This window comes from Vibrio sp. 1731 (assembly GCF_033339955.1).
GTDB lineage: Bacteria > Pseudomonadota > Gammaproteobacteria > Enterobacterales > Vibrionaceae > Vibrio > Vibrio alginolyticus.
On record NZ_JAWOVO010000010.1, the window covers coordinates 132,788 to 144,690 of the forward strand.

Here is an 11,903-nt window from a genome sequence, read left to right on the forward strand (position 1 = left end):
CCTTTCTTTAAATACAAATAAAATTAAAAAAGCCTCATAATATCCGCTCACTGCGACGCATTATGAGGCTTCTATCAGGTTTCTTAGATTGAACCTGTTACTTTTTCTATTAAGTCAGGTTGGAACCCCATGTGTGCCATCACTTGTTCAACCATCTGTCTTTTACGACTTGTATTGTTATTCGTGATAACCCAAAACGGTGTGCCAGGAATGGCTTTTGGCTTGGTCGTATTACCGTTTGCTAGCAAGGTTTCTTCATTATCTGCAAAGTACACGCGTTTGCGTCCTTTTACATTCGTAGCCTGGGCGAAACCTTCTGGATTCAATTTATGTAAGGTCGATAATACCAACATAAAGCGATCAATCGCTTTTTTTAGACCGGCAAACTCATCAGAAATAAGCAGCGAACGCATTTCTTTCACTACATCAACAGATTCCGTTTTACCCGCATCTTTACTTACTACAATCCCTTGTGGCTTCTCTACTACAGGCGCGGCTTTAGCTTCCTGCAACTGACCATCAAGGTTTAAAAGGCGTCGCAAAATATCCGAGGCGCTTTCACCGATATGCTTAGTTTGACTAGCTATATAACGGTATAGATCCTCATCAACCTCAATTGTTTTCATTCGCTTTTCACATTCTCAATGTTTAAACTCTGGGGGATTATAACGAGATCCACGCGGATACTCCACGTTAAACCCATCACGAATAAGATAAAATGTCAGCATTACTCAACTATAAGCAGGAAGGCCAAGGCCAAACAGTTGTTTTGATTCACGGATTGTTTGGTAGTTTAAGTAATCTGGGTCTACTCGCCCGCGATCTTATTAAAGATCACACGGTGATCAGTATTGATCTGAGAAATCACGGCCTCTCTTTCCACTCCGAAGTCCATAACTATACCGATATGGCAAAAGATGTGGCTCAGCTCCTTCAGCACTTAAACGTTGAGCCATCTATTGTTATTGGTCACTCCATGGGCGGAAAAGTCGCGATGGCTCTTGTGGACATTGCTCCAAATGTAGTCAAGCAGTTAGTCGTTCTCGACATGGCGCCTGTAGCCTACACTACGAACCGTCACGATAATGTTTTTAACGGCTTACATGCTGTTATTAATGAAAAACCAGCAAATCGACAGCAAGCCATGGATATCCTAGCTCAACATATTGAACTCGATGGTGTAAGACAATTTCTCTCTAAATCACTGTACAAAAATGGCGATAAGATGGATTGGCGGTTTAACGTACCGAGCCTTTTTGAGAATTATGACCAAATTATTGGCTGGCAAGAAATCACACCAACAGATATCCCAACTTTATTTATCAAAGGCGGCGACTCTGACTACTTAATGCCAGAACATCAGCCGGCAGTGAAGCGACAATTTAACCATGCTAAAGCACACATTATCGCTGGCACTGGTCACTGGTTACACGCCGAGAAACCGACAGAAGTAATGAGAGTCATTCGAAAATACATTTCGAGTTAACAAATTCGAAAAGCAACACTAGATTATTGAAATAACCCTTCTTGTAGTGCATTAACTTTACCGTTTAACAGTGGTATAGTGCGCCCAAGATTTTTCGGCATGAAGGGCTAAAATGCTTTACGACTATATGGATATGCTCGAGTCTATTGGGCTCGATCTTCTTTTTGCTGCTATCTTTTTTTTCATCGGGATGGCGATAAAAGATGTGCTAAAGCAAGGCAATGTACCTGTTTTTGGTCGTCGTATTGTGTGGTTAGTCCTTTTCCTAGGCTGTGCTGGCTTTATTGCAAAAGGTGTAATTCAGCTAACTTGGGAAGGCTCAGGGTTAGGTTAAACCCTTAGTAGCATCGCCAATAACAAACAATGTAAAGGTATAGACTCTATGGCAAGTGTAGGTATCTTCTTCGGTAGCGACACAGGTAATACTGAAGCCGTTGCAAAGATGATTCAAAAGCAACTAGGTAAACATCTAGTTCACGTTCAAGACATCGCGAAAAGCAGCAAAGAAGACATTGATAACTTCGATCTTCTTCTTCTAGGTATCCCAACTTGGTACTACGGCGAAGCACAATGTGATTGGGATGACTTCTTCCCTGAACTTGAGCAAATCGACTTCTCTACTAAGCTAGTGGCTATCTTTGGCTGTGGCGACCAAGAAGACTACGCAGAATACTTCTGTGACGCGATGGGCACAGTCCGTGATATCGTTGAGTCTAAAGGCGGCACAATTCTTGGCCATACCTCGACAGAAGGCTACGAATTTGAAGCGTCTAAAGCACTTGTTGAAGGTGACGAAAGCCAATTCGTAGGTCTATGTATTGATGAAGACCGCCAACCAGAATTGACTGACGAGCGTGTTGAAAGCTGGGTTAAACAGATCTATGAAGAGATGTGTTTAGCTGAGCTAGAAGGCTAATCAAATTGAATGATGCAAAGACCTCCACTTGGAGGTCTTTTTGTATGTATTGTCACACAGCATCGGTAAGTACTTCCTCTTCGCGATACTGAGGTTTCTTTCTTACATAAAGCTTGCGTTGAACCTCTGAAACCACATTCCCCTGTTTATCTTTTACATGAGTAATAAACTCAGGAAAACACTTTTCTCCATTCCGTGTCATTTGATAAATGTTTTCCAGCATCCCTTCAGTGACCTCAAATTCTGCAAACAAATCACTTTGCCCCGGCTTAATAAAGTTAATGCTTGCCTCTTTATCCCACACATAATATTCCTCTCGTAGAATCCCCATCAGCATCAACGAGTAAATAGGATCAGTTAAAGAGAAAATACTGCCGCCATATTGGGTGCGATTGGCATTTTTATTCCACCAGCGAAGCTTTAAACGTACCTTTACAGTACGGAAGTCTTGAGAAATATGTAAGATTTTAATACCCGCCCCCCAAAAAGGAGGCCAAATATTGAGTGCGAACTTTACAATTCCTGGTTTGTATATCTTCGCTAGTCGCCTATTCATCGCTATCCCTGCCCTCTCCAAGCTTAATGTTACACAATTGTAACTGGTCAGAGCTGTAATATAATGGACCTGTTTCTAATTTACAAAAAGATTCTATTAACCCTTTGAAGTTCGTGGTTTAATGTTCCGAACGCTTATCCTATAATGGTAGGAAGATTGAATTCTGTTAAATCGCTGCAGATGATCCAACGGGAAAGTATATGTCAGATAATAATCAGGCGCTGAAGGATGCGGGTTTAAAAGTAACCCTTCCGAGGCTAAAAATTCTAGAAGTACTTCAGCAGCCAGACTGCCAGCACATCAGTGCTGAAGATTTGTACAAAAAGTTGATTGATCTAGGTGAAGAAATTGGCCTAGCAACTGTTTACCGAGTTCTAAACCAGTTCGACGATGCTGGTATTGTAACTCGCCACCACTTTGAAGGTGGAAAGTCAGTCTTCGAATTATCGACTCAACATCACCACGACCACCTAGTGTGCCTAGACTGTGGTGAGGTAATTGAATTTTCTGACGATCTTATTGAAGAACGTCAAAAAGAGATTGCAGCTAAGTACAATGTCACACTAACAAACCACAGCTTATACTTGTACGGCAAGTGTAGCGATGGTGGTTGTAAAGACAATCCAGATGCACACAAACCGAAAAAATAAGGGTTTGTTAATTTAAAAAGTAAACGTCAGCACATGCTGGCGTTTTTTGTTTCTAGAAGTCAGAACCTTAGACGTCAGTACTTTGGTTACAGAACAAAAGCTACTAAACACCCATCTTTTTTCTCCACAGTTTTGCACATCTATATAGCACTCTGTGGGATTAGGTATAAAAAATGCCAGCGTTTGCTGGCATTTTTTCATCGTTCTCAGCATTAATTGAGATTATTGATTCTCAATTTTTGCCCAGGTATCACGTAGACCAACCGTGCGGTTGAATACTAGATTATCTGCTGAAGAGTCTTTCGAGTCTGCACAGAAGTAACCCATACGTTCAAACTGGTAACCTTTTTCTGCTTCTGCAGAAGCTAGGCTAGGCTCGACGAAGCCATTGATCACAACTAATGATTCAGGGTTGATAGTAGAAGCAAAATCTTCCGCTGCGCCTGGGTTTGGCACCGTAAATAAACGATCGTACAGACGAATTTCCGCAGGAAGAGCTTTATCAGCTGACACCCAATGAATAACGCCTTTCACTTTACGACCATCTGCTGGGTTTTTACCTAGCGTATCTGCATCGTAAGAACAGAAGATCGTTGTGATGTTGCCTTCGGCATCTTTTTCAACGCGCTCAGCTTTGATCACGTAAGCACCACGTAAACGAACTTCTTTACCTAGCACTAAACGCTTGTACTTTTTGTTCGCTTCTTCACGGAAGTCTTCACGCTCAATCCACAATTCACGCGTGAATGGCACTTCACGCACGCCCATTTCAGGTTTATTTGGGTGGTTGGCAACTGTCAAGTTTTCTACTGCGCCTGCTTCAAAGTTTTCGATAACAACTTTAACAGGATCCAGTACAGCCATTGCACGCGGAGCGTTCTCGTTTAGGTCATCACGAATACAAGATTCTAATGAACTAAACTCGATCATATTTTCTTGCTTCGTTACACCAATACGCTTACAAAACTCACGAATAGATGCAGGTGTGAAGCCACGACGACGCAGACCTGAGACAGTCGGCATACGTGGATCATCCCAACCATTAACCAGTTTTTCAGTAACTAGCTGGTTAAGCTTACGCTTAGACATCACTGTGTATTCAAGGTTTAAACGACTGAACTCGTATTGATGTGGACGGCTTTCGATCGTGATGTTGTCTAGAACCCAATCGTACAGACGACGGTTATCCATGAATTCAAGCGTACAAATAGAGTGCGTAATGCCTTCTAATGCATCAGAAATACAGTGCGTAAAGTCGTACATTGGGTAAATGCACCACTTATCACCAGTTTGGTGGTGCGTAGCAAAACGCACTCGGTATAAAACTGGATCGCGCATGACCATGAATGAAGAACCCATGTCGATTTTAGCACGAAGACACGCTTTACCTTCTTCAAATTCACCAGCGCGCATTTTTTCAAACAACGCCAAGTTCTCTTCAACAGAACGGTCACGGTATGGACTTGGTTTACCTGGCGCCTTTAGTGTGCCGCGGTATTCACGAATTTGCTCTGGACTTAGCTCATCTACGTACGCTAAGCCTTTGTTAATCAATTCAATTGCATATTCGTAAAGCTTATCGAAGTAGTTTGATGAGTAACATACTTCACCACTCCACTCAAAGCCCAACCAGTTTACATCTTTCTTGATAGACTCAACGTATTCGATGTCTTCTTTTTCAGGGTTTGTATCGTCGAAACGCAGATTACATTGACCCTGGTAGTCCTGAGCAATACCGAAGTTCAAACAGATAGACTTAGCATGACCGATATGCAGGTAGCCATTTGGCTCCGGCGGGAATCGAGTATGCACGCTAGTGTGTTTACCATCCGCTAGATCTTTATCAATGATCTGGCGAATAAAGTTTGATGGACGAGCATCAGCTTCACTCATCTATAGCACCTCAAAAATATTAGTATTGTCAGAGAAAACGGAACCCTGTATCCAAGTATGGTTTCACAGAGTACATTGTTCCTAATGATCCACAATTCTAAGCAATTAGACAACAAGAACTCGCTCTAAAACGACAATATTTATCGAGTTAGCGTGAAAGCAAAGCAGATTCAAAGGGCCTAAACTAAAAAAGGCCTCCTGCGGAGGCCTTTTGCGATGTTGTAGTATCAATTGTTTGCAATACCAATAACAAACAATCACACCACTATTAAACAGTTAAGCTGGTAGCTGAACACCACTTAAGTCTTCATCTTTAGATACATTCTTCATCTCACCAGCAACAATCTCTGCTAGTGGACCAAGGATAACTTGTAGGTTGTTTGTACCTAGCTTCACAACTCCCATAGCTCCAAGATCTTTCAGAGTTTTCTCATTGATAACGCTCATATCTTTCACAGAAAGGCGCAAACGAGTAATACAGGCATCGATAGAACTTAGGTTGTCATGACCGCCAAGTGCTTTCAAGTACTGACGAGCAAGCTCTGAAGAATTGCTTGATCCAGCCACGTTAGATGAAGCTTCTTCATCATCTTCACGTCCCGGTGTTTTAAGGCCAAACTTAACAATCACGGTACGGAACACGAAGTAGTAAACCGCAAAGAAACCAAGACCTTGTACAATGAGCATGTACCAGTTTACCGCTAGCGGGTTACGAGTCGACAATACTAAGTCGACTAAACCAGCAGAGAAACCGAAACCTGCAATCCACTGCATTGATGCCGCGATATAAACTGATAGACCAGTCAGCGCTGCGTGAAGAACGTACAGTCCTGGAGCAAGGAACATGAATGCAAATTCAAGTGGTTCTGTTACACCTGTAAAGAATGAAGCAAACGCAGCCGCAATCATGATAGATGCCACTTTCTCTTTATTCTTTGATTTCGCAGTATGGTACATCGCTAGAGCAGCGCCTGGTAAACCAAACATCATGATTGGGAAGAAGCCCGCTTGGTACATCCCTGTAACACCTACCGTTGCCGTGCCTTCAGCTAATGATTTCGCACCGCCAAGGAAGTTTGGAATGTCATTAATACCAGCAACATCAAACCAGAACACTGAGTTTAGTGCATGGTGCAGACCAACAGGAATTAGAAGACGGTTGAAGAATGCATAAACACCTGCACCTGCTTCACCCATACCTTGAATGCTTTCTCCAAAACTGACCAGACCGCCGTAAACTGATGGCCAAACGTACATCAGGATGAACGCAATAACGATACCAGCAAAAGACGTTAGGATAGGTACAAGACGCTTACCAGAGAAAAACGCCAGTGCTTTGTGCAGCTCTACGTGAGAAAAACGGTTGTACAACTCAGCAGAAACAATACCAACCAAGATACCTACGAACTGGTTATTGATTTTACCAAATGCAGCAGGTACTTCACTTGGGTCAATGCCTTGAATTTGTGATACTGCACCAGGGGCCAAAAGCGTTGTGACAACTAAGAAGCCCACGAAGCCTGAAAGTGCAGCGGCGCCATCTTTGTCTTTAGACATTCCGTAAGCAACACCAACAGCGAACAATACTGACATGTTGTCAATGATCGCTGCACCAGCTTTAATAAGAAATGCAGCAAGTGCACTGTTTGCGCCCCAGCCATTTGGGTCGATCCAGTAGCCAATACCCATGAGTATTGCTGCTGCAGGAAGTGTGGCAACCGGCACCATAAGCGCCTTACCCACCTTCTGGAAGTATCCGAGAATGTTCACCTTAAGTTCCCCCTATAGGATTAGATGTTATGTTGAATGACTTATTTCAGCCGTCCAATTTAGTCATCCTAAGTTTATGATATTAATTTTGCTCCGCAAATTAAAAGCTCACCGTTTGTGATCATAATCACCACAATTTGCCCTTTCGGAAGGTTTTTGCTAGCGAGATCATAAAACTTATTTTATTATACGAAAAAATGGCGTTTTAAAGATAATATTCTCGCACTTTATGCAAGGCAGAATCAGTGTTATTTTGGTATCTAGGCGGGTAAATCACTGTAACTTTGCTCTGAAAAAGAATCATAAAAAACCATACAATTATTACTTTTCAGTTAGTTACTATGACAATAACATCGATAAAACGCGACTTGCTGTATGTGACTCGTTATCTAATTCAGTGATACAAACTAAGTACCCATATGACTGAAGCAGTCTCTACTTAGATAACGATATAGAAATTGAATTCTCATCTATAAGGACTAGCTGACTATGTACGCGCTAAGTAACTGTAAAATTTATACCGGTAGTGATGTTCTTACCGATCATGCGGTCATCATCGAAAACGATCTTATTCAATCTATTGTGCCGGTTTCTGAGCTACCTCAAAGCATCGAACTAAAAGACCTTGCAGGCGCTAATCTAAGTCCAGGCTTTATCGATCTGCAGTTGAACGGTTGTGGCGGTGTAATGCTAAACGATGCAATTACCCCTGAAACCATGCAAATCATGCACCAGGCAAACCTCAAATCTGGCTGTACTAGCTTCCTGCCAACACTCATTACGTCATCTGATGAAGATATGCGAACTGCAATTGCCGCAGCTCGTGAGTACCACAACAAGTATCAAAATCAATCGCTTGGTTTACACCTCGAAGGTCCTTACCTTAACGTCGCGAAAAAAGGCATCCATAACGTAGATTTTATTCGCCCATCAGACGAAAGCATGATCGACCTTATCTGCACAAACGCCGATATCGTAGCGAAAGTAACACTAGCACCTGAGCATAACGACCCAGAGCATATTGCGCGATTAAAGGCTGCTGGCATCGTAGTTTCAATTGGCCACACAAATGCAACCTACGCCGAAGCACGTAAAAGCTTTGAAGCAGGCATTACTTTTGCTACACACCTCTTTAATGCAATGACACCAATGGTTGGTCGTGAACCAGGAGTTGTTGGTGCAATTTACGATACTCCTGACGTATATGCTGGCATTATTGCTGATGGTTTTCACGTCGACTACGCAAACATCCGAATTGCTCATAAAATCAAAGGTGAAAAGCTTGTTTTGGTGACGGATGCCACAGCTCCAGCAGGTGCTAACATTGATCACTTTATTTTTGTCGGTAAGAAAGTATATTACCGAGATGGTAAGTGTGTTGATGAAAATGGCACGCTAGGCGGCTCAGCTTTGACAATGATTGAAGCAGTTCAGAATTCAGTTGAGCACGCGGGGATCGCTTTAGACGAAGCTCTACGAATGGCCACGTTATACCCAGCAACAGCAATTGGTGTTGAGGATCGCCTTGGCCGAGTTCGAAAAGGGATGGTTGCAAACCTGACTATTTTCGATCGTGACTTTAAAGTAAAAGCGACGGTTGTTAACGGACAATACGAGCAAAATTAAGCATGAATGGCGGACAGATTGGTAATGTAGATTTAGTAAAACAGCTTAACAGCGCTGCGGTATATAGGCTGATTGATCAGCAAGGTCCTATCTCCCGTATTCAAGTCGCGGACGTGAGTCAGCTCGCGCCTGCTAGTGTTACCAAAATAACCCGCCAACTTTTAGAGCGCGGCCTTATTAAGGAGGTCGCCCAACAAGCTTCAACTGGTGGTCGTCGTGCGATCTCTTTGACTACTGAAGTCAAACCTTTTCATTCGATTGCCGTTCGCTTAGGTCGAGATTACGTACAGTTCAGTTTATACGATTTAGGTGGTACCGCGCTGGCAGAAGATCAGCATGAACTGCACTACACTAACCAAGCAGACTTAATCGCAGGACTTATCGATTTATTAAAAGATTTCGTAAACCGTTGCGAAGACAAAATTGATCAACTCATCGCTATCGGCATCACTTTACCGGGCCTTGTTAACCCAACAACTGGCGTGGTCGAATACATGCCTAATACCGATATCGATAATCTTGCTCTCGGTGAAATTGTTGGAGAGAAGTTTAATACAGCATGCTTTGTTGGCAACGACGTACGTGGCATGGCGTTGGCTGAGCACTACTTTGGAGCAAGCCAAGACTGCCAGGATTCTATTTTGGTTAGCGTCCACCGCGGTACTGGCGCAGGTATTATCGTTAACGGCCAGGTTTTTCTTGGTTTTAACCGCAACGTCGGTGAAATTGGTCATATCCAAATTGACCCGCTTGGTGAGCAATGCCAATGTGGAAACTTTGGCTGTTTAGAAACCGTAGCTGCAAACCCAGCGATTATTCAACGAGTGAAGCAACTGATTACTCAAGGATACGAATCAAGCTTAACCGACCTTGAAAACATCACAATTGAAGCGGTATGTCAGCACGCAATGAATGGTGATGAACTTGCGAAACAGAGTTTAGTGCGAGTGGGCAACCAGCTAGGTAAAGCGATTGCGATTACGGTTAACTTATTTAATCCACAGAAAATTGTAATTGCTGGCGATATTACTGCAGCACAAGATATTGTTTTCCCTGCAATTCAACGCAACGTAGAGAATCAATCTCTTAAAACTTTCCATAACGACCTCCCTATCGTGGCTTCTCACATTGATAAGCAGCCAACGATGGGCGCATTTGCGATGATTAAACGCGCTATGCTAAACGGAGTTTTGTTACAAAAGTTACTGGAAGACTAAGTTTATACAACCAATTGAGTTACAATCTCGGGCTGTGTTTTCACAGCCCGTTTTTGTATATCAGGAATACAGCTCAACAGTATGGAAATTATTCTAATTACAGCCGCTTTTTTAGCTGGTTTTATTGCGCTTAAATGCAGCCTCCCTCCCCTCGTTGGTTTTCTACTAGCTGGATTTGGCTTGCATGCATTTGGTTACCAAAGCAATGACGTTATTGTCACTCTCGCAGATCTTGGTGTTACTCTTCTTCTGTTTACTATTGGACTCAAACTCGATGTAAAAACCCTGCTGTCCAAAGAAATATGGGGAGGGGCAACCGCCCACAACATACTCTCTACCGCTTTTTTTGCCCTAGCGTTATCCGGCTTAAAACTACTGGGCTTGACTTCGCTAGCCAGTATGGACGGCAGCCAAATCCTGCTTTTAGCTTTTGCACTATCGTTCTCTAGTACCGTTTTTGCCGTAAAAGCATTGCAAGAAAAAGGCGAAATGAACGCGACCTACGGCACACTCGCGATCGGTATCTTGGTTATGCAAGATATTTTTGCCGTAGTATTCCTGACTGCTTCAACCGGAAAAGTCCCAGAATGGTATGCCATCGGTTTGTTCGCACTGCCTTTCCTTCGTCCCCTATTCTATAAGCTGCTCGATAAAGTTGGCCACGGCGAAATGCTGGTGCTATTCGGTATTTTCTTCGCGCTTGTTGTCGGTGCTGGGCTATTCGAGTTGGTCGGGATGAAACCAGACTTGGGCGCGCTAATTTTAGGCATGCTACTCGCAGGTCACCCAAAAGCCTCAGAACTATCCAAGTCATTATTCAATATGAAGGAGCTCTTTTTAGTCTGCTTCTTTTTGAACATTGGTTTATCCGCCTCATTGAGCGTGAATGGCGTCGTTCTCGCCCTGCTATTTATCTTACTGCTACCAATCAAAGGACTCTTGTACTTCGTCACTATTAATCATTTTAAGTTTCGAGTACGTACCTCTTTGCTCGCCTCTTTATCACTATTTAACTACAGTGAGTTTGGTCTTATTGTTGCTGGGTTGGCCTATAAAATGGGCTGGATGCCAAGTGATATGCTTGCTGCGATTGCGGTTGCGGTGTCGGTATCCTTTGTAATTTCCGCGCCACTTAACCGCCTTAGCCATAAAATTTATCAACATTCAGGTAAGTGGCTGCAAGAGACAGCGGTAGAAAAGCTCAATCAACGCGACCAACTCATCAACCCAGGTCATGCCCAAGTATTGATCTTAGGTATGGGGCGTATTGGAACGGGCGCTTATGATGAGCTACGTTCACGCTATGGCAAAATTTCATTGGGTATAGAAATTCGTGAAGACGCTGCACATCATCATCGTTCAGAAGGAAGAAATGTGATTTCTGGTGATGCCACCGACCCGGATTTCTGGGAGCGAATTTTAGATACAGGTCATGTAAAACTGGTTCTGCTTGCAATGCCACATCATCAAGGTAACCAAACAGCACTTGAGCAGCTTAAACGCAGAAAATATAAGGGGCAAATTGCCGCTATCGCCGAATACCCAGATCAATTGGAAGGCTTACTTGAAAATGGCGTTGACGCAGCATTCAATATTTATAGTGAAGCTGGTAGCGGTTTTGCTCGACACGTCTGTAAACAACTTCAACCTAAATTCACACCAATTAAATAAGCAACAGCACTGATATTTTTCGGAAGGCTTTCTATTGATAGAAAGCCTTTTTTGTATAGTTTTTATACCAAACCTTGATCTCATTCACCAAAACAACGGTTTAGTTAAATATTTTCCA

General features: G+C 42.9%; 11 protein-coding genes. 7 read left to right on the forward strand and 4 right to left on the reverse strand.

What is annotated here, in order from left to right; genetic code table 11:
* Positions 1-83 precede the first annotated feature (83 nt).
* Entirely contained in the window at positions 84-626 is a 543-nt protein-coding gene (gene seqA / locus R7035_RS13845) for a replication initiation negative regulator SeqA (RefSeq protein WP_005382149.1), read from the reverse strand.
* Between the two features lie 92 nt (positions 627-718).
* Between seqA and R7035_RS13850 the strand changes: the two genes are divergently transcribed.
* From R7035_RS13850 to fldA, 3 genes are all read left to right on the forward strand, one after another.
* Positions 719-1,486: an alpha/beta fold hydrolase gene (locus R7035_RS13850; protein ID WP_017819953.1), complete on the forward strand. Its 768-nt coding sequence runs from the start codon at positions 719-721 to the stop codon at positions 1,484-1,486.
* A 112-nt stretch (positions 1,487-1,598) separates the two neighbouring features.
* Positions 1,599-1,820 carry a DUF2788 domain-containing protein gene (locus tag R7035_RS13855; protein ID WP_005393038.1) on the forward strand — a complete coding sequence of 74 codons (222 nt, stop codon included), beginning with the start codon at positions 1,599-1,601 and terminating at the stop codon, positions 1,818-1,820.
* 48 nt (positions 1,821-1,868) lie between these two features.
* Complete coding sequence (gene fldA / locus R7035_RS13860) at positions 1,869-2,402, forward strand: flavodoxin FldA (protein ID WP_005382146.1); 534 nt, start codon at positions 1,869-1,871, stop codon at positions 2,400-2,402.
* A 52-nt stretch (positions 2,403-2,454) separates the two neighbouring features.
* On the opposite strand, the gene R7035_RS13865 is transcribed toward fldA, so the two are convergent.
* Entirely contained in the window at positions 2,455-2,958 is a 504-nt protein-coding gene (locus R7035_RS13865; RefSeq protein ID WP_005382144.1) for a DUF4442 domain-containing protein, read from the reverse strand.
* A gap of 200 nt (positions 2,959-3,158) precedes the next feature.
* On the opposite strand from R7035_RS13865, the gene fcrX reads away from it, so the two are divergent.
* Positions 3,159-3,608, forward strand: coding sequence for a ferric iron uptake transcriptional regulator FcrX (gene fcrX, locus R7035_RS13870; protein WP_005382141.1), 450 nt, complete (start codon positions 3,159-3,161; stop codon positions 3,606-3,608).
* A 222-nt stretch (positions 3,609-3,830) separates the two neighbouring features.
* On the opposite strand, the gene glnS is transcribed toward fcrX, so the two are convergent.
* Positions 3,831-5,501 (reverse strand): glutamine--tRNA ligase, encoded by a 1,671-nt coding sequence (glnS, locus tag R7035_RS13875; protein WP_005382124.1) that lies wholly within the window; start codon positions 5,499-5,501, stop codon positions 3,831-3,833.
* 276 nt (positions 5,502-5,777) lie between these two features.
* Positions 5,778-7,271: an N-acetylglucosamine-specific PTS transporter subunit IIBC gene (gene nagE, locus R7035_RS13880; protein WP_005384985.1), complete on the reverse strand. Its 1,494-nt coding sequence runs from the start codon at positions 7,269-7,271 to the stop codon at positions 5,778-5,780.
* Positions 7,272-7,760: 489 nt separating this feature from the next.
* On the opposite strand from nagE, the gene nagA reads away from it, so the two are divergent.
* The 3 genes from nagA (at position 7,761) to R7035_RS13895 (ending at position 11,785) form a co-directional block, all read left to right on the forward strand.
* A complete protein-coding gene (gene nagA, locus R7035_RS13885) occupies positions 7,761-8,897 on the forward strand; it encodes an N-acetylglucosamine-6-phosphate deacetylase (RefSeq protein ID WP_025766987.1) in 1,137 nt (378 codons plus the stop codon).
* 2 nt (positions 8,898-8,899) lie between these two features.
* Positions 8,900-10,114 (forward strand): DNA-binding transcriptional regulator NagC, encoded by a 1,215-nt coding sequence (gene nagC, locus R7035_RS13890; RefSeq protein ID WP_025766988.1) that lies wholly within the window; start codon positions 8,900-8,902, stop codon positions 10,112-10,114.
* An 81-nt stretch (positions 10,115-10,195) separates the two neighbouring features.
* Positions 10,196-11,785, forward strand: a complete 1,590-nt coding sequence (locus R7035_RS13895) for a cation:proton antiporter family protein (protein ID WP_005384981.1) — start codon at positions 10,196-10,198, stop codon at positions 11,783-11,785.
* Positions 11,786-11,903 lie beyond the last annotated feature (118 nt).

Bases quoted from the DNA above. Each gene is read 5' to 3' on its own strand.
- fcrX (WP_005382141.1), top strand. From the start codon at position 3,159: ATGTCAGATAATAATCAGGCGCTGAAGGATGCGGGTTTAAAAGTAACC.
- glnS (WP_005382124.1), bottom strand. From the start codon at position 5,501: ATGAGTGAAGCTGATGCTCGTCCATCAAACTTTATTCGCCAGATCATT.
- R7035_RS13855 (WP_005393038.1), top strand. From the start codon at position 1,599: ATGCTTTACGACTATATGGATATGCTCGAGTCTATTGGGCTCGATCTT.
- fldA (WP_005382146.1), top strand. From the start codon at position 1,869: ATGGCAAGTGTAGGTATCTTCTTCGGTAGCGACACAGGTAATACTGAA.
- R7035_RS13895 (WP_005384981.1), top strand. From the start codon at position 10,196: ATGGAAATTATTCTAATTACAGCCGCTTTTTTAGCTGGTTTTATTGCG.
- nagC (WP_025766988.1), top strand. From the start codon at position 8,900: ATGAATGGCGGACAGATTGGTAATGTAGATTTAGTAAAACAGCTTAAC.
- R7035_RS13865 (WP_005382144.1), bottom strand. From the start codon at position 2,958: ATGAATAGGCGACTAGCGAAGATATACAAACCAGGAATTGTAAAGTTC.
- seqA (WP_005382149.1), bottom strand. From the start codon at position 626: ATGAAAACAATTGAGGTTGATGAGGATCTATACCGTTATATAGCTAGT.
- R7035_RS13850 (WP_017819953.1), top strand. From the start codon at position 719: ATGTCAGCATTACTCAACTATAAGCAGGAAGGCCAAGGCCAAACAGTT.
- nagA (WP_025766987.1), top strand. From the start codon at position 7,761: ATGTACGCGCTAAGTAACTGTAAAATTTATACCGGTAGTGATGTTCTT.